The sequence below is a fragment of the Bartonella sp. P0282 genome (assembly GCF_048452985.1).
In the GTDB taxonomy this organism is placed as follows: domain Bacteria; phylum Pseudomonadota; class Alphaproteobacteria; order Rhizobiales; family Rhizobiaceae; genus Bartonella; species Bartonella choladocola.
In genome coordinates this window covers 115,958-135,124 of sequence record NZ_WTFO01000003.1, presented here as the reverse complement: position 1 = coordinate 135,124, position 19,167 = coordinate 115,958, and the positions used below count along the sequence as shown (strand labels likewise).

At 46.8% G+C, this 19,167-nt stretch carries 14 protein-coding genes and 1 pseudogene; 8 read left to right on the top strand and 7 right to left on the bottom strand.

Translation table 11 applies throughout. The features are described from left to right. Positions 1-828: 828 nt before the first annotated feature. Entirely contained in the window at positions 829-1,530 is a 702-nt protein-coding gene (gene ctrA / locus GQS64_RS09630) for a response regulator transcription factor CtrA (RefSeq protein WP_077993064.1), read from the bottom strand. 634 nt (positions 1,531-2,164) lie between these two features. On the opposite strand from ctrA, the gene GQS64_RS09625 reads away from it, so the two are divergent. After that, positions 2,165-2,551: a flagellar export protein FliJ gene (locus tag GQS64_RS09625; RefSeq protein WP_077993062.1), complete on the top strand. Its 387-nt coding sequence runs from the start codon at positions 2,165-2,167 to the stop codon at positions 2,549-2,551. A gap of 86 nt (positions 2,552-2,637) precedes the next feature. On the opposite strand, the gene GQS64_RS09620 is transcribed toward GQS64_RS09625, so the two are convergent. Further along, positions 2,638-2,781: a hypothetical protein gene (locus GQS64_RS09620; protein ID WP_198231414.1), complete on the bottom strand. Its 144-nt coding sequence runs from the start codon at positions 2,779-2,781 to the stop codon at positions 2,638-2,640. Between the two features lie 1,129 nt (positions 2,782-3,910). On the opposite strand from GQS64_RS09620, the gene GQS64_RS09615 reads away from it, so the two are divergent. After that, positions 3,911-4,111 carry a hypothetical protein gene (locus tag GQS64_RS09615; protein ID WP_198231413.1) on the top strand — a complete coding sequence of 67 codons (201 nt, stop codon included), beginning with the start codon at positions 3,911-3,913 and terminating at the stop codon, positions 4,109-4,111. A 267-nt stretch (positions 4,112-4,378) separates the two neighbouring features. On the opposite strand, the gene GQS64_RS09610 is transcribed toward GQS64_RS09615, so the two are convergent. Further along, a complete protein-coding gene (locus GQS64_RS09610; protein WP_075868936.1) occupies positions 4,379-4,654 on the bottom strand; it encodes a DUF1153 domain-containing protein in 276 nt (91 codons plus the stop codon). A 343-nt stretch (positions 4,655-4,997) separates the two neighbouring features. Between GQS64_RS09610 and mnmA the strand changes: the two genes are divergently transcribed. Further along, positions 4,998-6,194: a tRNA 2-thiouridine(34) synthase MnmA gene (gene mnmA / locus GQS64_RS09605; RefSeq protein ID WP_077993058.1), complete on the top strand. Its 1,197-nt coding sequence runs from the start codon at positions 4,998-5,000 to the stop codon at positions 6,192-6,194. 948 nt (positions 6,195-7,142) lie between these two features. Here mnmA and GQS64_RS09600 read toward each other — a convergent pair. The 4 genes and pseudogenes from GQS64_RS09600 to choX all read right to left on the bottom strand — a co-directional run. Then, a complete protein-coding gene (locus tag GQS64_RS09600; RefSeq protein WP_198231412.1) occupies positions 7,143-7,958 on the bottom strand; it encodes a TrmH family RNA methyltransferase in 816 nt (271 codons plus the stop codon). A gap of 12 nt (positions 7,959-7,970) precedes the next feature. Continuing rightward, complete coding sequence (locus GQS64_RS09595; protein WP_077993054.1) at positions 7,971-9,011, bottom strand: quaternary amine ABC transporter ATP-binding protein; 1,041 nt, start codon at positions 9,009-9,011, stop codon at positions 7,971-7,973. Beyond that, positions 9,011-9,823 (bottom strand): choline ABC transporter permease subunit, encoded by an 813-nt coding sequence (gene choW / locus GQS64_RS09590; protein WP_225868191.1) that lies wholly within the window; start codon positions 9,821-9,823, stop codon positions 9,011-9,013. Before choW ends, GQS64_RS09595 begins: the two co-directional genes overlap by 1 nt. Before the next feature lie 30 nt (positions 9,824-9,853). Beyond that, positions 9,854-10,798: pseudogene (gene choX, locus GQS64_RS09585) on the bottom strand (choline ABC transporter substrate-binding protein); the annotation flags it as partial. 126 nt (positions 10,799-10,924) lie between these two features. On the opposite strand from choX, the gene GQS64_RS09580 reads away from it, so the two are divergent. The 5 genes from GQS64_RS09580 to leuA all read left to right on the top strand — a co-directional run bounded on the left by GQS64_RS09580 (position 10,925) and on the right by leuA (position 18,615). After that, a complete protein-coding gene (locus GQS64_RS09580; protein WP_198231410.1) occupies positions 10,925-11,929 on the top strand; it encodes a small ribosomal subunit Rsm22 family protein in 1,005 nt (334 codons plus the stop codon). 929 nt (positions 11,930-12,858) lie between these two features. After that, positions 12,859-15,039 (top strand): anthranilate synthase, encoded by a 2,181-nt coding sequence (locus tag GQS64_RS09575; RefSeq protein ID WP_077993050.1) that lies wholly within the window; start codon positions 12,859-12,861, stop codon positions 15,037-15,039. Further along, a complete protein-coding gene (locus GQS64_RS09570) occupies positions 15,030-15,947 on the top strand; it encodes a cation diffusion facilitator family transporter (RefSeq protein ID WP_369805253.1) in 918 nt (305 codons plus the stop codon). Before GQS64_RS09575 ends, GQS64_RS09570 begins: the two co-directional genes overlap by 10 nt. Before the next feature lie 8 nt (positions 15,948-15,955). Continuing rightward, positions 15,956-16,531, top strand: coding sequence for an NUDIX domain-containing protein (locus tag GQS64_RS09565; protein WP_077993047.1), 576 nt, complete (start codon positions 15,956-15,958; stop codon positions 16,529-16,531). A gap of 386 nt (positions 16,532-16,917) precedes the next feature. After that, positions 16,918-18,615, top strand: a complete 1,698-nt coding sequence (gene leuA, locus GQS64_RS09560; RefSeq protein WP_077993045.1) for a 2-isopropylmalate synthase — start codon at positions 16,918-16,920, stop codon at positions 18,613-18,615. Positions 18,616-19,167: the final 552 nt, after the last annotated feature.

Below are 19,167 nucleotides of genomic sequence, written 5' to 3'. Positions count from 1 at the left end.
CCAGAGAAGAGAGATCGGGCAAGAGGGGATAGGCTAGGGGGACCAGAGAAGAAAGATCGGGGAAGAGGGATTAGGTTAAGGGGACTAGGGAATAGAGATCGGGCAAGAGGGAACGTGCAAGAGGGCAAAAACAAATCATGAAAGCGTTGAAATTCAAGACTTGGAAAAACCGGTTTTTGCCATTTTATGAAGCGCATTCGGCACTTTGAAGACCGCCATATGCCTTGGTTGCTATTGCAGTCTTCTTTAAAAATTTAAGCTTTCAAATGTCCGGTGGCAGAAAACGGAGAGGTTGCGATAATATCCTATCACTAGCGTCTTTCTGGCCTAAACGCCCGCCTGAAAAACGTGTGAGTGAAGAAACAATGAATTAGCAAAGCGTATCAAACAAACATTTTGCCGGATATTCTCCCTTAAAAAACGCGTTTTTTTGCCGCCTTCCCCGACCAATGCCGCTTTTATAATGGCGGGTTTTGTAAGATCAAAACCGGATTATTTAACCAATTCCACGCAAATGTTTCACTAATTCCATCAAATAAAGTGCGCTTTTTAACCGTCAGATCAAGAGATAGCTGAACTCACCGGAATAGGTCGTGCTCACATTTGGCGAGAACCGATCGTACGCATATTCGGGCATATTTGGCGAGAATGGATCGCGCATATTCGGCCGGAATGGATGATGCGGCCATTATTTCGCAAAAAAAGCCGGAGCTTTATGTCACAAAAAGGCTGGAACTTTGTGTCGCAAAAAAACGCCGGAGCTTTTCCGTTTGGAAAAGGTCTCCGGCCATGATCTCTCAAAACCGAGAAACGGATTTTACCGCCTTATCAAGCGGTTTCGCGCAACGGCTCTTCATTCGGCTCGCGTAAAACGTAACCGCGTCCCCAAACGGTTTCAATATAATTTACGCCGCCGGAAACTGCGTCGAGTTTCTTGCGCAATTTGCAAATGAAAACGTCAATGATTTTCAATTCCGGCTCGTCCATGCCACCATAAAGATGGTTCAAGAACATTTCCTTGGTCAAAGTTGTTCCCTTGCGCAGTGAAAGGAGTTCGAGCATCTGGTATTCTTTGCCTGTCAAATGCACCGGATGACCGCCGATTTCAACGGTTTTTGCATCGAGATTGACAACCAGATCACCGGTTGCGATGACCGATTGGGCATGACCCTTCGAGCGGCGAACAATGGCGTGAATACGGGCAACCAATTCATCTTTATGAAATGGCTTTGTCATATAGTCATCTGCACCGAAGCCCAAGCCGCGAACCTTGTCTTCAATTCCGCCCATGCCGGAAAGAATGAGGATTGGGGTTTTGACTTTGGAAAGGCGCAATGTGCGCAAAACTTCATAACCCGACATATCAGGCAGGTTAAGATCTAACAGAATGATGTCATAATCATATAATTTTCCAAGGTCTACACCTTCCTCTCCAAGGTCTGTGGTGTAGACATTAAAACTTTCGGATTTGAGCATAAGCTCGATACTTGTCGCTGTCGCGTGGTCATCTTCAATCAATAAAACGCGCATATTCTATATCCCCTTTCCACTAGCCGAATCAGGCGTTATCGCGGTCAATGCAAACAACTGCGCCAAGACGTGCACAGCTGATTTAAAAAACACCATAAAATCATGATTTTAACCGAAACCGTGATTTTACATTTCGGCAGCACTCAGAACAATTCGTTGCCTCTTTAACCAATCTGCATCAAAATGGTTAACAAAATATGATTCTTCTTGGCAAGACGTTAATAAAATTTTGTGAAAAAAACCTTGTATTCCTTTGATTCAAGGTGATAAATGTTAAACGAATATGTTTAATTTTTACTTTAAGAAAATACGCTAACCGATTCATACGACTCGTGCATTTCCAATTTGAAAAGACGATTTTCCGGTTTGTAAAAAGCTCTTTTGTTTACCGAGCTTTAAGGGACTTCGGCTATAGTGCTCAAAGACCGTAAACAAATAGTTAAGACAGCCTGTCGACAAGCTTTGCAAATGTGGAAGTTTTAACAGGGCTGGCTTGCCGGAAAAGTTCGTTATTCAGTGCAACGGATTATCCGGTTAGCCCCGTAGTTGAAGGGATAAACTGTTTTCCGGTCCAACGTGTATGAGTATCAAGGTGTGAACGTGTATTGTTCACGGTAGTCAAGGAGTATTGCGTATGAAACCGCGTGAAAGTGTGGTTCGGTTGAAAATGTTTCAGGTGCGCGAAAAACGTCGCCAGATTTCTCAACTTGACATGATGATGGGCGAGTTCAATCGTATGGTAAGCGAGCTTGAAACGCAGATCGTCAATGAAGAACGCAAATCCGGCATTACTGATGTCAATCACTTTGCCTATCCTACTTTTGCACGCGCAGCCCGTCAGCGGCGTGAAAACCTCATCAATTCGATTCGCGATTTGCAAATCCAGAAAGCTTCTGCCGAGATGAAGTTGCATGAACTGGAAGCCGAATTGGAACGTGCACAGGCTTTGGAAGAACGCGATGGCAAGACACTGCCTGAGGAAGATGTTGTCTTTGTTCAAAGCCGTTCGATGATCGGCTGAATTTCCGGTTAAAAGCTTTTTGACAAAAGCCATGGTCTACCTGCCGGTTCAAATGACGACAGAACGGTTGTCTCATGCAACACCTGTCAAGGGAATGCCAGATAAGCCGAGGGAAGAGTAGCACTGCCTATCGCGTTTACGTTACCTAACGCGTTTACGTTGCCTAACGCGTTTACGTTATCTATTGCGTTTATGATGCGACAGGTTTTGCGCGCTTTCTGTTGAGCCATGAATATAGCCGGTTGCCGCTGAACAGGCATAGGGCTTTAAAATAAATAGACCGGTTTTGTCTACAACGAAAAGTTGTTATGTAATTGAGTATATGTGTTTTATTTGTCCGTTATCGTCGCGTTATTTTCGGAAAACGAGACAAAGAAAACCTGTATGTGTCGCAATTTTCATAATATGGCTTGGACTTGGACTGGACGTAAGTTGAAAGCCGACAAAACCATATCGGGTAAAACGACACTGGCCGGACATAACAATTTCTCCTTGCGCGCCACCGCCAAGGCCGGATGCTTGAACACAAATTTAGAAAATTGCTGAAAATTATTCTCCCGTGCCTATAAAAAGGCAGTCTTGAAGTGGCCGGTTTTTCCGGCCACTCTATTTCCGTTTATTTTGCGGGTAGGGATTACCCAAAATTGTAGTCACCCCCACAAAAAATTGTGGTCAAACCCTCAAATTGTATTCACGCGCACCGGATTGTAGTCACACATTGTCAGGCCACTATTCCGCTTTGTAGTTTTTAATCATAAGCTATTTTTTATAACCGGATTTAACCGGCAAACAGGAGAACGCGCATTCATTTGGCGAAGTTTTCCCCGCTGTAGATTTTCAAAAAAGCAATTCCCTATTGCTGCTATATCTTCGAGGAAGCCAGCTTCCTTAAAGCTTGCGCGCGGGAAATTGGAACCGAAAGATTATCAAACCGCGAGACGAAAATTCTAAAAGAAAAACGATATAAACCGTTCGAGCTAACGAATTTTTAGAGGATTGCTTCAAAAACAGGAAACTCGCCGGAAAGACTCAGGAAAGACGCGGGAAAGAGACCGGAACGATGCAGAAAAGAAGCTGGAAAGAGACCCTAAAGCCACCGGAAAGCCACTCGAAAGCCATCCGAAAGAGACCGGAAAGAAGCAGGTAAGACACCGTAAAGCCGCGGGAAAGATTGTGGAAAGTGACGGTTAAGCTCCCGAAAATTCTGATTTTTAAAATTCCGATTTCATTATTCGTGTGGCGAAAAAAGATTAAATCGGGCGCGTGAAAAATAAAAAGATCGGGCGCATAGCCGTAAAACAGGTGGGCAGATAGAAACAGCAACGGCAAAATTGGCTTGGGACATTCAGTATCCTGCAAATGCGGACGGGAGCCGGAAAAGTAGACGGGAGCCGGAAGAACGGACGAGGGCCGGAAAAACAGACGAGAGCCGGAAAAGTAGACGGGAGCCGGAAGAACAAACGGGAGCCGGAAGAACAGACGGAAGCCGGAAAAACAGACGGGAGCCGGAAAAAGGGAGGGGAGTCGGAAGAACGGAGGGGAGCCGGAAAAAAACAGTAAAAAACCGGCTTCAACGAAGCGCGTGTGAACAACAAATGATTCTGTTTCAATGTATCTCGGTTTTTAAATGCATCCCGGCTTTTGAATGCATTTTGTCTTGCCGCTTGCTTGATTGAAATAAGTTGACGAAAGCCGCTTCCTGTTTCTTTTCAGGATATTTTCTTTTTCGCCATCCATCAATTTGCCCGAATATAAAACAACCGCTTCCTGAAATTCAAGAAACGGTTGTTTTATTGACGCTTGAAGGCAAGAAGGGGCATCGTTTTATCAATGCCGGTACTGCTGGATACGCGTGGTGCGTAAACCTGCAAGACCGTGTTCATCAATCGAGCATTGCCAGGACAAAAATTCTTCCACCGTCAATGTATAACGTTGGCAGGCTTCATCCAAACTCAGCAGGCCACCTCTTACAGCGGCAACAACTTCGGCTTTGCGGCGGATAACCCAGCGCCTTGTATTGCTTGGCGGCAGGTCGGTGATCGTAAGCGGACTCCCATCTGGGCCAATAACGTATTTTACTCTTGTTCTTACTAACTCGGTCATTGTACTCTCTACTCTTATTCAAGGACCTGATGCGACAATAACCATGGAGCTTTAAAAAAGAGCTAAACCGGTTGAAACGAAAATTTAACAAATACACAGGCTCAAAATTGTGTTTAATTTAAAAAACACTTTATAAACAATTACTTATACAAAAAACGCGGCTATCAAACAAACTTGAACTAAAAACGCCACTTTATTTTTTTTTGTTTTTTTATAAACTGGGCAAGTCAGGTTTTTAAAAAATGACCTGTTTGCATTCTCTTTTTCGGAATGGCGGTTGTGTTGTGTATATAAAAACACGATATAGTTTCATGCAACTGTCAATAAGTTAGAAGGTGAGTTTATGTCTCTCAACAGTCTAGATCTTCCAAAACGCCCTGAGGATACACGCGTAGTCGTTGCCATGTCGGGCGGCGTCGATTCGTCGGTTGTCGCAGGCTTGTTGAAAAAAGAAGGTTATGACGTTGTCGGCGTGACTTTACAACTTTACGATCATGGTGCAGCAACCCACCGCGTTGGTTCGTGCTGTGCCGGACAGGATATAGAAGACGCAAGGCGGGTGTCGGAAACTTTGGGCATTCCCCATTATGTGCTCGATTATGAAGCCCGCTTCCGTGAGGCGGTCATCAATCCTTTTGCTGACAGTTATGCCCATGGTGAAACGCCGATACCGTGCGTTGCCTGTAACCAGACAGTCAAATTCGCCGATTTGCTTGTAACGGCACAAAATCTCGGTGCGGATGCTTTGGCAACCGGTCACTATATCAGAAGCCGCCAGAATGGCGCACACCGTGCATTATACCGGCCGGTCGATGCCAATCGCGACCAGAGCTATTTCCTCTTTGCCACAACGCAGGAACAAATTGATTATTTGCGTTTTCCGCTTGGTGATCTTGCAAAACCGCATGTGCGGGAAATCGCTGCCGAAATGGGGCTTGCCGTTGCCTCCAAGCACGACAGTCAGGATATTTGCTTTGTTCCACAGGGGCGCTATTCGGATGTGATCGCAAAATTGCGCCCCGAAGCTGCCAACCCCGGCGAGATTGTGCATATTGACGGGCGCATTCTCGGTCGCCACAGCGGAATCGTCAATTTTACCATCGGTCAACGTCGCGGCATTGGCATTGCAACCGGCGAAGCCCTTTATGTTGTCTATCTTGATGCGGAAAATTCGCGTGTCATTGTCGGCCCCAGAGAAGCACTTGAAACACGCAAATTGTTTTTGCGGGATACCAATTGGCTTGGTGATGAAAATCTTGATGACTTCCCCGAAGAGGGGATTGAAGTTGCCGCCAAAGTACGCTCTACACGCCCGCCACGTCCGGCTATTGTGAAATATCATGATGGTACGCTCACAGTCGACCTTCTGGAAGGCGAGACAGGTGTGGCTCCTGGGCAGGCTTGTGTCCTTTACGATAATGAAACCAATGATGCGCGGGTTCTTGGTGGTGGGTTCATCACCCGTTCGGAACGTGATGCCCGCGCCGAGACAATGCTCAAAAACCTGTTGAATAAATCGCGTGAGGATACCGCAGCCTGAAAAGGGTAATGCCGCGTTTTCATTCAATAAAGCACAATTGGTAGCACGTTGGGCTTTAAGTCGGCGTGCTTTTCCGGCTTGTAATGGTGGGTAAGCAATTGTCGCTAAACAAGTGTCGCTAAACAGCCGGTTGCTAAACAGGGGACGTCAAAAAGGGGCGTCGCTAAGCAATTGTTGCTAAACAGCCGGTTGCTGAACAGGGGGGGCGCTAAAAAGGGGCGTCGCCAAACAATCGTCGCTAAACAGGGGGCGCGCTAATATGTTGGCTTTTCTTTATAAACCGGACTGGCCGGTTCCCGTGTCGGCTTTTGATAATCCCTCTTGCCTCACCCCGTGGCGGTTTTAATAAACTGACGGCTAAAAATTGTCAGGTTTAACAAATTCTCCTATCCGGACGATCAATTGAATGCAGATAGGGGCAAATGCAGATAGAGCCAAAGCACTGAGCTTGAAAATTCTGTCACTGAAGTGATTTTCATTGCCCGCTCCCGTAAGCGATATTGGTATCCGCTCTTCGGGAGAGAATTGTCCGGAAGGTAGCAACACCGGCTTTGTTAGGCAGTGTTATTTTTTACGCTACTTTTTTTGCGCTAGGTTTTTTTACGCTAGGTCTTTTTGCGCTAGGTTTTTTTACGCTACGTTTTTCTGCACCGCGTTTTTACCCATGTTTTTGCGGCTAATATTTTGTTATGCCATGGTCTGGTGTTTCTGGTGCTATGTATCGCATTTCTATTTTTTCGGAAGTTTTGTGGCTTGCGATCAAAGCCTGACAAGCCGGCACTGTTATCGGGGTTTTGAAAAAATCGCGCGCATTAGGCGACAATAGATATTTTCTGAACAATACTATCCGGTTTTATCTGCGCCTGTTTGAGCTTGCTTGAGCCTGTTTGAACCTATCCGTTCCTGTCCGGCAGTTTTCCCGCGTCAGGTTTTCCAGACGTGCGATCGTCAGTTCAATTTGTCAAAATCGGCAAAATGTTCGAGTGCAAGTCCGGTTGCGGTAGCAACATTCAGGCTATCGAAATCATAAGCAATGGGAATGCGCAAGGTTTCGGTATCCTTCAGGACAAATTCGGGAAGACCTTCGCCCTCAGTACCGAAAACCAGAGCTGTTCTTTTCGCAACTTCCGCATCTTTCAAATAATTTGAAGCGGCGGGCGAAAGCGAATAGATACGGAAATCGGCTTTTTCAAGCGCTGTGAGAATTTCTTTTATATCTTCACCTTGGGTATAGGGAACTTTCAATGCAGCTCCCACCGAAACGCGAATGGCTTTGCGATAAAGAGGATCACAGCAGGTTTTATCAATGATAATTCCGTCGGCTGCAAAAGCGGCAGCGTTCCGGAAGATCGACCCCATATTATCGTGGTTGGAAATTCCGCACAGCACCGGAACGAGTGCTTTTTCCGGCAAACCGGCCAAAAATTCTTCAAGTGTTGGCGTCTTTATACGTTCTCCGATACCCAGAATACCGCGGTGGACATTAAAACCGGCAATGTCATCCATAATTTTCTGCGGTACACAGTAAATAGGGCAGGCGGGCTTGGTTGCATCGAGCACCGGCATCAGCCCCAAAAGCTTGGCTGCGGCAACCAGCAATGATCGGGCTTGAAAACGTTCCGACCTTAAAAGAACCGACAGAACCACCTTGCCTTCGGCGATGAAATGATGTTCGCGCCCGACAAGGTCTCGTTCACGAATGTCCCGATAGGGGGCAAGCCGCGGGTCTTCAACATCGCTAATTGTTGTAATATCCAAACTCATAAAACAAACCTATCACCGTTTCTGATGCTCTGCCAGATGATGGATAATGTCTTCCTCGGTGATAACGCCGATGACACGCCCATTTTCGGCAACGCCAATGGCACCGTTTTTCCGGTCACACACACTGATGAGATCAGGTAAACTCGTATCAGGTTTTGCCATGGCTGCAACAGAAATATCGCCATTCTCATAATTATAGGGGCGCATGACCTGTCTTGCTGTCAAAAAGCTCAACGGGTTGATGTGGCGCACAAAGTTGGCGACATGCTCATTGGCGGGCGATAGCACAATTTCCTGTGCTGTACCACATTGCAAAATCCGTCCGTCTTCCATAATGGCAATGCGGTTTCCCATTTTGATCGCTTCATCAAGATCATGGCTGACAAAAATCAATGTTTTATTGAGCCGCTTTTGCAGTTCCAGAAGTTCGTCCTGTAAATGGTTGCGAATGAGCGGATCAAGTGCCGAAAACGGCTCGTCCATCAACAAAACGGGTGCGCCGGTTGCAAAAGCACGGGCAAGGCCGATTCTCTGTTGCATACCGCCGGAAAGCTCGGTCACCATACGGTTGGCCCATTCATTCAATCCGACCAGATCAAGCTGTTCGGCAATAATCGCCTGACGTTGTTTTTTGGGCACTCCGGCCACTTCAAGGCCGAAACCGATATTATCGGCGACCGTGCGCCAAGGAAACAGGCCGAATTGCTGGAATACCATGGAAACAAGGCGCGTGCGCACATAGCGCAATTCTTCTCTCGAAGCGGTGGTGACATTGATTTCATTGCCGACATCACCAACATAGATATTGCCTTCGACCGGCTTTATCAAACGGTTGATCGTGCGCAGCAAAGTCGATTTTCCCGAACCGGATAGCCCCATCAGAACCAATGTTTCACCCTCGGCAATGTCGAGCGAACATTCATGCACACCAAGCACTGTATTGGTTCTGTCCTTGATTTCTGCCCGTGATGCGCCCTGATCTGCAAGATCGAGCGCCTGCTGTTGACGATTGCCGAAAACCACACTCACATGATCTATGATGACTCTGGCCATTAGCGTGCCTTCCCCGGTCGAAACAGGCGGTCAAGTACGATTGCGACCACCACAATAACGCAACCGGCTTCAAAGCCCATAGCTGCATCATGCTGCTGCAATGCGCGATAGACTTTGACACCCAGACCATTGCCGCCAACTGTTGCTGCAATAACCACCATGGAAAGCGAAAGCATAATGGTTTGCGTCATGCCCGCACGTATTTCCGGCATAGCATGGGGAAATTCGATTTTCCATAAAATCTGCCGCCGGTTGGAACCGAATGCTTTACCCGCCTCGATCAAGGCTTTTGGCGTCGACACAATACCTTGCTGGGTGAGCCTTATGGGGGCAGGAAGCACAAAGATAATGGTTGCGATCAATCCCGGTACCATGCCAATGCGGAAAAAAATGATAGCCGGTATCAGATAGACAAAGGTCGGCAATGTCTGCATAAGATCGAGAATGGGTTGGATCCCGCGATATATTTTCGGACGATGGGCGCAGGCAATGCCGACCGGCACGCCAATTCCCATACAAAGAATGCACGACCAGAACAGCAGAGCTATTGTTTCCATCGTGTCAACCCAGTAGCCCTGATTGATAACGAACAGAAACCCCAGTGCAGTGAGCACAACAACCCGCCAATTTCTCTGGATAGCAAAGGCAAGAACACATAAAATAGCAATCAACAAAAGCGGATTTGGCCACAATAGAAGTGCCAGAGTGGCTTTTAACAGGCTGCCAAGACCCACACGCAGAGCCGTGAAAACCAGCCCGCCATGCTCTTTCAAAAACTCGACGATCGTATTTGCGGTTTTTCCGACCGGAATTTTATAGTGTGTATTTGTCTCTTCATCGGGTGCGCCGAGTGCGTGGTCAACGGCTTCAACAGCGTTACCCCCATTGACGGTCGTCACCCCCGAAAGCCAGCCTTTTACCCTTTCTTTATTGGATAAAAGCCATGAATGGGCAGCATTTTCCGGGTCTTCACCCTGATCGAGGATTTGATCCATCAGGTGGTTTTCCATATCGACATCGAAAACGAGATTGCCGAGAAAACGCGTTACATTGGGACATTGCAGACGATAATTCTTGCGAATATTGGTGCCGACTTTGGCATTGCCAAAATTTTTCCCGAAATATTTGTCACCACCGGAAAGATAGGCCATTTTGAAGCGCATATTCATCGGGTGTGGTTCCCACCCCAAGAATACGATCGGGCGGTTTTCCCGAATGCGTGCTTCGACTTCGGCAAGCATGGCCTGTTCGGAGGTTTCGACAATATGGAAATCGGTAAGCCCGAAAGCGGAATCATGAAGCATTGAAAGAATAAGGCGGTTGCCGTCATTGCCCGGTTCAACCCCGTAAATGGTATAACCCAGTTCAGGGCCGAAACGTTTTATATCTTCAAAGCTTTTCAAGCCCTTGTCATAGACAAATTGCGGCACAGCCAGCGTATATTTTGCCCCTTCCAGATTATAACCGAGGAGCTCGACACTTCCATCGTCCTGATAAGGTTTGAAATCGGGTGTCATGGACGGGTTCCAATAACCCAGAAAAACATCAATATCGCCATTGGAAAGCGAGGCATAAGTAACAGGAACGGATAAAATCCGTGTTTCGGTATCATAGCCGAGTGCTTTAAGAAGTGTGGTGGCAATACTGGTTGTCGCTGAAATATCTGTCCAACCGGTATCGGCAAAGCGCACAATTTTGCATGTTTCAGCTTCGTTTATATCCGCGCTTGCATATCCCGTTCCCGCTGCCAGAAACAAGCTCAGGAAAAGAAATGCTATTTGTTTCAAAATGCCCGACAAGATTTCCGGCAACTCCATGATTATACAATGTCCAGCTTAAGGACGGGGTTAGACTATTTCAATAAAGAATGAAATAAGGTTCACAAGAAAAGCCTTTTATTATGGAATCGCACAATGCAACTTCCTGCCAATTTGAAAAACGCGCTTGACGAGCTTTTTCAACAGACAAATCCCGCCGAACTTGAAAAAGCGTCTCACCGGCTCACCCAACGCTATCGCAATGAAATACTTGACGGGAAAATGCATATTGCCGACAGGAATGCTGCATTCGGCTATATAGCAGCGCGTTTTCCGGCAACCTATGCGGCCGTGTTTTCGGCACTCGATAAAGTCACAGAAATTTGCCCGTCTTTTTCACCGTCAAGCCAGCTTGATGTCGGTGCCGGACCGGGCACGGCCGTTTTTGCCGCAAGCCGGATTTTCCCTTCACTTCAACATGCAACGCTTGTCGAGCAGAGCCATGATATTATTGCTATCGGTAAAACGCTGTTTTCAGCGAGCCTTGTGAATGACGATAGCGCCCCGTCCGCTTCAAAACATGTAACAACAGATTGGCAGAATATGGATATTTCTTCTGCCGCTTTTGAAAATCTTGCCAAAGCCGATCTTGTCACAGCAAGTTATGTGCTGGATGAACTTCCTGAAAAAATACAGGATCACCTTGTTGATGGCCTATGGAACAAGACCGGAGACATGCTTTTTCTCATTGAGCCGGGTACGCCTGCCGGTTTTAAAAGATTGAACCGCCAACGTGACAGGTTAATTGAAAGAGGCGGCCATATTGTTGCACCTTGTCCACATGAATTTGCTTGTCCGGTCGAATCGCCGGACTGGTGCCATTTTTCTGTAAGAGTCGAACGCTCGCGCACACATCGCCTTACCAAACAGGCGATCGTGCCCTTTGAAGACGAAAAATTCTGCTATCTTGCCTTCGCTCATGAAAAGCCCGATGTGCAATATTGTCGCATCCTGTCACGGCCTCAACGCTCCAGCGGAAAAGTGGAATATACGATCTGCACTTCCGGTGGTGAGAAAAATGCCGAAATTACAACGCGGAGGAATAAAAAATTATACAGCGAACTGCGTCGTCTGGAGTGGGGAGATATATTAAAAAAATAAAACCATAGGTTGTAAATATTTGTTGACTATTCCTGTCTGTCAACTATATTCACCTTCGCCGCACAAATAGAACTCTATGTTTGAAAGTGCCGGCGACAGGTGTTTAGGTCCCCCGCTATTTCCTACACCTGTATCCCTTCTCCAACGAAGGGGAGAAAAGTCCGGGTCCCCAATGCCCGGACTTTTCCTTTTCTTAATAGTTTCAAGTATATTCGCATTTTGACTATAAGGCTATTTGTTTATTCAAGTTTATATTGATTCCGAGAGCAGCGAATCAGTTTCATCTATCAAGTTTTAATTATGAAAAATCACATGAATACTTTTTATCGTTCTTCAAATTTTCCGTATTCTAAAAAATAAGCAAACAGTTTTTGGATTGAAGAGCAGGTAATCCATTTTTTGGAAATCTATAGTTCGTGAACGGACGACTGTCACAAAAACATTTACGCAAAGAAAAAACCGGAATCTTTGTAAAAGAAAGACAGTTCCGTAATGCTTAAGAGAAATAGCTTATAACAAAACGGAAAAGTGATAATGGTAGCAGATTATCAGATTCGATTTTTACAAGTATAATTTTTCATTAAAACAAATTTATTCTATTTTAGAGTATTTCTATATTTCAAATGTCATTTTGTCGGGCAGCCCCGCGAATCGACGCTGATTCGCGCGCCGGTTGAAGAAAAGTTTGATGCAGAAGGGCGTTCGATTGCTTTCGGTGGTGTTGTTTTGTGTTGCTATAGAATGGCGGACAGGTTAAAAGACGGGAATGAACAATAAACGTACATTCATGATCTGGTGGTGGGGTTGCTTTTAGCGGCCTCTGTTTGTTTGTGCAAAAATTCAGGACAAGGTCGCGACGGATAACCGGGCGGCCTTTTTTATATACTCCGTCCGGATAAGTGACCTAATTAACAGGACGGAGTTCTAATATGGATAAGAACATGGCAGGCGAGAAAGCTTTTGAATATCTCACAAAAGGCGGTTTGAAGATTCGTCGTCGCTGCGAGGATATTGCCTATCAGGGAGCGATTGACCGGATTGTTGATGCTCTTGATAGCCGCCGCGGGGCAGTTTTTTCATCGAACTATGAATATCCGGGGCGCTATACACGTTGGGATTCGGGCTTCATCAATCCGCTGCTTGTTGTCACTTCGCGCGGCCGCCATATGAAAATCGAAGCCCTGAACGAGCGCGGCAAAGTTCTTATCGACATGATCGAACCGCGTCTTCAAACGCTGGACGATATTCAATCGACAAAACGCACAGATGATAAGCTCGCAATAGATGTTAAAAAACCGGGGCGGGTCTTTAGCGAGGAAGAACGCTCGCGTATGCCATCGGTTTTTTCTCTTTTGCGTGCAATTTGCGATATTTTTCATTCATCCGAAGACCAAAGTCTTGGTCTATACGGGGCATTCGGCTATGATCTCGCCTTCCAGTTCGAGCCGATCGAGTTTAAAATAAAACGTCCGGAAGACCAGCGGGATATGGTGCTTTACCTGCCGGATTCCATTCTGATTGTCGACCATTATTCGGCACGTGCATGGGTGGAAAATTATGATTTTTCCGATAATGGAAAATCGACTGAAGGTTTGAGCCGTGACACGGAAGAACAACCGTTCAAAGCAGCCAAAGCCGTTCCGCAAAAAGGCGATCATGAAAAGGGTGAATATGCTGCTTTGGTCAAAGAAGCCAAAGAAAGTTTCAAGCGCGGCGACCTGTTCGAGGTTGTTCCGGGGCAGACTTTCTATGAAACTTGTCCGGCAAGTCCTTCGGCTATCAGTAAAAGGTTGAAACTCACCAACCCTTCGCCTTACTCGTTTTTTATCAATCTCGGAGAACAGGAATATCTCGTTGGGGCATCGCCTGAAATGTATGTTCGCGTAACCGGAAGACGGGTTGAAACCTGCCCGATTTCGGGAACAATCAAACGCGGACAGGATGCCATTGCCGATTCCGAGCAGATACTGGCTTTGCTCAATTCCAAAAAGGACGAATCCGAATTGACCATGTGTTCGGATGTCGACCGCAATGATAAAAGCCGCGTTTGCGAACCGGGGTCGGTCAGGGTCATCGGGCGGCGGCAAATTGAAATGTATTCCCGCCTTATCCACACGGTCGATCACATCGAAGGGCGGTTGCGCAATGGCCTTGATGCGTTCGACGCATTTTTGTCGCATGCATGGGCGGTGACTGTGACCGGTGCGCCGAAATTATGGGCTATGCGCTTTATCGAAAATCATGAAAGAAGCGCGCGTGCATGGTATGCCGGTGCTATCGGCATGGTGTTTTTCAATGGCGATATGAATACGGGGCTAACACTTCGCACCGTGCGTATCAAGGATGGTGTGGCATCGGTAAGAGCAGGCGCTACATTGCTCTATGATTCCAATCCGGAAGAGGAAGAAAAAGAGACAGAACTGAAAGCGTCTGCCATGATTGCTGCTATCCGTGACAGTGCGAAACCATTGCCAAAGGCGGTAAGGCAGGAGAAAGAAAAGCCCGGCACGGGTGTCAATATTCTGCTTGTCGACCATGAAGACTCATTTGTGCACACGCTTGCCAATTATTTCCGCGAGACCGGCGCCAAGGTGACAACGGTAAGAAGTCCGGTGGATGACAAGGTGTTTGAAACGGTCAATCCCGATCTTGTTGTTTTGTCACCGGGGCCGGGAACGCCGAAAGATTTCAATTGTGAAGACACAATCAATAAAGCACGGGCGCGTAAAATTCCGATTTTCGGCGTTTGTCTGGGGTTACAGGCTTTGACCGAAGCTTTTGGCGGGAGTTTGCGGGTATTAAGCGAACCGATGCACGGCAAACCGTCACGAATCCGCATTACCGGCGAAACCCTGCTGTTTACGGATTTGCCAAAAGAAATAACGGTTGGCCGCTACCATTCAATTTTTGCCGACCCGAGCCGCTTGCCTTCCGTGTTCAAGGTTACGGCGGAAACAGCTGATGGCGTAATCATGGCAATCGAGCATAAAAGCCAGCCGATTGCGGCCGTCCAGTTCCACCCCGAATCAATCATGAGTTTAAGTGGCAATGTCGGTATGGCGATCATTGAAAATGTTGTTTCAAGACTAATCAAGAAAGCATGGCAATGAAAAGTGCGAATTCAAGGCTGAAACAATTGGCAATCTGGTCTATTCCGGTTGCCATTATTGTTTTTGTACTCAAATATTTCGCTTATTATATAACAGGTTCGGTGGCTCTTTATTCCGATGCGCTGGAATCGATTGTCAATGTCATCGCAGCCATTGCGGCCTATGTTGCCATCCTTATCAGCATGAAACCGGCTGATAACGATCACCCCTTCGGACACACCAAGGCCGAATATTTTTCGGCAATTCTTGAAGGGGCAATGATTTTTGTTGCCGCCATCATGATTTTACACGAATCATGGCCTTTGCTCACCTCTACCCATTTGCCCGAACAGCCAGGCTACGGGCTGGCGATCAATCTTGTTGCCAGTGCGATCAATGCAATCTGGGCGCTGATTTTGATAAAGCAGGGAAAAGTCTCGCATTCACCTGCATTGAAAGCCGATGGCATGCATTTAATGACGGATGTGTTCACATCTATCGGCGTGCTTGCCGGTCTTCTTGCCGCTATCTTGAGCGGCTGGGCCATTCTTGACCCCGTGCTTGCTATTATTGTTGCTTTGAACATTCTCTGGCAAGGGTGGAAAGTCATCAACAATTCGGTGCAGGGGCTGATGGATGTCGGTGTCGAGCTTGAAGAGACAATGCGCATCAGGGATATTATTTCAAGTCACGCGGCAGGTGCTATCGAAGCCCATGATTTGCGAACCCGTGTGGCCGGACAGGTCACATTTATTGAATTCCATCTGGTGGTTCCTTCCAAAATGACGGTGGGAGACGCGCACGATATATGCAATAGAATCGAAGATGCTCTGAAACAAGAAATCGAAAACGCGCGTATTGTCATTCATATCGAACCGGAAGAGGAAGCAAAATTGCCAAAGGGGACAACCGCCGTTCCCATTGCATGAGGAGCATTATGTTAAAAATCAGAAATCTGAAAGAAACTGTATTATCCGACCATTGGACAAAGCTGACAGCCGTTTCCTATGAGCAGCAAGATGCGGATGGCGAATGGAAAACAGTGAAGCGCGAAACCTACCATAACCGCAACGGAGCTGCGGTTTTGCCTTATGACGAGGACAGAAAAACGGTTCTTTTTGTTAAACAGTTCCGCGCACCGACTTATCTGGCAACCGGCAGCATGTATGTGCTCGAAGCATGCGCAGGACACATCGAAAAGGGCGAATCAGCCGATGATACAATGCTGCGCGAGGCAAAAGAGGAATTGGGCTACCAGCTCCATAATCTCGAACTTGTGTTCAAAGGCTTTACAACCCCCGGTTTCTCGACCGAACAGCTATGGCTTTATCTGGCCAATTACCGCCCGCAAGATCACCGTTTTGCCGGTGGCGGGCTAGCCAAAGAAGGGGAAAATATCGAAATTGTCGAAATGCCGGTCGAAGAGGCGATAAAGCTTAATGACAAGCAACAAATCAACGACATGAAAACAGCTTTGCTTGTGAACGAATTACGCCACCGGTTGAAACTTTGACGAAATGATAGGATATAACCCCGCTTTAAACATGATAATCCCGTTTGGAACATGATAGTCCCGTTTGAAACATTGAAGTTCAGGTTCACAACTTTGAACACGAACGGGTGAAGGTTTGATAAAACAGGTTGCGCTTGAAAAAAACCTGTGCCATATTTTTCGCTATGGAAAAGTTTGACGCACAAAAATTATCGGTTTTGTACTGCATCGGGGATGCAGGCTTTTGTGCTTTGCCTTCAAACTTGCTTCTTCTTGGGCTTATGAGCGACTGCCGGGGCCGGTGAGGGGCGCCCGGCGGTCGTTACCTGCCGGCGTAAATGCTCCTCTTCAACAATCTTCATTTTAAAATATCAACCGGTTACCGGTGTTTCAGACGAGCATAGATCATGAGTATTTCACCAAATTTTTCACATAAAGGCATGCCGACAGCATCACAAAAATATCAACCTTACCCGCAAGTTTCATTGAAAGACCGCACCTGGCCCGACAAGCGTATCGAAAAAGCACCAATCTGGTGTTCTGTCGATCTGCGTGATGGCAATCAGGCTTTGATCGACCCGATGGGACAAGACCGTAAAGAACGCATGTTCCGCCTGCTTCTGGAAATGGGCTTTCCGGAAATCGAAATCGGTTTTCCATCTGCTTCGCAAACCGATTTCGACTTCGCGCGCTGGTGTATCGAACATGGCAATGTTCCTGAAAATGTAAGCTTGCAGGTTCTGGTGCAATGCCGTCCGGAATTGATTACCCGCACCTTCGAGGCGCTGGATGGCGCCAATCATCCGATCGTGCATTTTTACAATTCGACCAGTGAATTGCAGCGGCGGGTTGTGTTCGGAAAAGATGTTGCCGGTATCAAGAAAATCGCAACCGATGCGGCGAAAATGGTGATGGATATGGCCGCCAAAGCCGGTAAACATTACCGTTTCGAGTATTCGCCTGAAAGTTTTACCGGAACCGAGCTCGAAGTTGCGCTGGAAATATCGAATGCGGTCATCGAAATCGTTAATCCGACACCCGAACACAAGATGATTTTGAATTTGCCTTCCACGGTCGAAATGTCGTCTCCCAATATCTATGCCGATGAAATCGAATGGATGGGGCGCAATATTGACCGCCGTGACAGCGTTCTGATTTCCTTGCACCCGCATAATGACCGCGGTTGTGGCATTGCCGCCACCGAATTGGGCCTGCTTGCCGGTGCCGACCGCGTTGAAGGAACATTGTTCGGTAATGGCGAACGTACCGGTAATGTCGACATTGTCGCGCTGGCGCTGAATATGTTTACCCAAGGCGTCGATCCGGAACTTGATTGCTCGAATATCGAAAAGATCAAGGAAGTTTACGAATATTGTAACCAGCTCAGAATTCCCGAACGCCACCCTTATGTCGGCGAATTGGTCTATACCGCTTTTTCGGGTTCGCATCAGGATGCGATCAATAAAGGCATGAAGGCAATGAAAAAGTCGAACAAGACTTTGTGGGAAGTGCCTTATCTGCCGATTGATCCGCAAGATGTCGGCAGAAGTTATGAAGCCATTATCCGCATCAATTCGCAATCAGGCAAAGGTGGCATTGCCTATATTCTGCAATCAGACTACGGCCTGAACCTGCCGCGCGCTTTGCAAATCGAATTCCGCGATGTGATTCAACATATTACCGATGAAGAAGGCAAAGAATTGCCGTCGAAGCGCATTTATGATGAATTCGTCAAGACTTATGTCAAACAGAATGGTGGCCGCTTCGGCTTTGTCGATTACAAGACCAAAGCTGATCCAAAAGAAAAAGGCCGTGTCGAGGTGAGCGCAAAAATTACCGATCGCGGACAAGAAAAAACCATTAAAGGAACGGGAACCGGTCTGGTTGACGGGTTTATCGACGCTTTTTCCAAATATCTCGGCAAGAAGCTTTCGGTCGTCGATTATTCGGAACATTCACTGCAACGCGGTTCGGATGCAAAAGCCATTTGCTATATGGAAATAGCCTATCCGGAAGGAAAAATATTCGGCGTTGCCATTGATGAAAATATCGCGACAGCTTCGCTCGATGCTATTGTTTCGGCGGTTAATCGTTTGAAACTCTAATTTTTCAAGGGCGGCAACAAGGGCTTATTGTCTTGCTGTTGCCGCCCGTCAAACTCATGAAAATCGCAATCATGCGAAAAATAGTAAGCGGCATTTGGTAAGTTGCCGGCGGAAGTTTCAATAGTCTTGCCCGTCAACCTTTCCGGAACGCTTATATAATCTTCTCGCTACTTTATAACGGTTAAGCCGTCTCACCACTTCAAGACGCTTATTCGGCCCGTAGTCTTCTCAACAGTTCATAACGTTAAGCCGTCTTACCACTCCAAGAACACTTATGTAGCCTTCACCACGTCAAAACGGTTATAGCGCCTCATGACTTCAAAACGGCTTATGTAGCCCTCTGAATAGGGGTAAAACCCACGTTTTTTATTCGCCACGAAAGCCGGTATGGCCGAAAAAGGAAAGATAAAAAAGATCGGGAGCAATCGCGCTTTGCCAGTGTGACAAAACAATCGACATAAAAAGTCCCAAAAAACAGAAATTCGGTTCAATACACGAAATATCCGGAAACAATAGAGCAATTGATTGACATGACTGACAGGCGTTAAACAT

What these genes read in the sequence shown, in the direction of transcription:
- ctrA (WP_077993064.1), bottom strand. Translation starts at nt 1,530, where the DNA reads ATGCGCGTTTTATTGATTGAAGATGACCACGCGACAGCGACAAGTATC.
- GQS64_RS09625 (WP_077993062.1), top strand. Translation starts at nt 2,165, where the DNA reads ATGAAACCGCGTGAAAGTGTGGTTCGGTTGAAAATGTTTCAGGTGCGC.
- GQS64_RS09620 (WP_198231414.1), bottom strand. Translation starts at nt 2,781, where the DNA reads ATGGCTCAACAGAAAGCGCGCAAAACCTGTCGCATCATAAACGCAATA.
- GQS64_RS09615 (WP_198231413.1), top strand. Translation starts at nt 3,911, where the DNA reads ATGCGGACGGGAGCCGGAAAAGTAGACGGGAGCCGGAAGAACGGACGA.
- GQS64_RS09610 (WP_075868936.1), bottom strand. Translation starts at nt 4,654, where the DNA reads ATGACCGAGTTAGTAAGAACAAGAGTAAAATACGTTATTGGCCCAGAT.
- mnmA (WP_077993058.1), top strand. Translation starts at nt 4,998, where the DNA reads ATGTCTCTCAACAGTCTAGATCTTCCAAAACGCCCTGAGGATACACGC.
- GQS64_RS09600 (WP_198231412.1), bottom strand. Translation starts at nt 7,958, where the DNA reads ATGAGTTTGGATATTACAACAATTAGCGATGTTGAAGACCCGCGGCTT.
- GQS64_RS09595 (WP_077993054.1), bottom strand. Translation starts at nt 9,011, where the DNA reads ATGGCCAGAGTCATCATAGATCATGTGAGTGTGGTTTTCGGCAATCGT.
- GQS64_RS09580 (WP_198231410.1), top strand. Translation starts at nt 10,925, where the DNA reads ATGCAACTTCCTGCCAATTTGAAAAACGCGCTTGACGAGCTTTTTCAA.
- GQS64_RS09575 (WP_077993050.1), top strand. Translation starts at nt 12,859, where the DNA reads ATGGATAAGAACATGGCAGGCGAGAAAGCTTTTGAATATCTCACAAAA.
- GQS64_RS09570 (WP_369805253.1), top strand. Translation starts at nt 15,030, where the DNA reads ATGGCAATGAAAAGTGCGAATTCAAGGCTGAAACAATTGGCAATCTGG.
- GQS64_RS09565 (WP_077993047.1), top strand. Translation starts at nt 15,956, where the DNA reads ATGTTAAAAATCAGAAATCTGAAAGAAACTGTATTATCCGACCATTGG.
- leuA (WP_077993045.1), top strand. Translation starts at nt 16,918, where the DNA reads ATGAGTATTTCACCAAATTTTTCACATAAAGGCATGCCGACAGCATCA.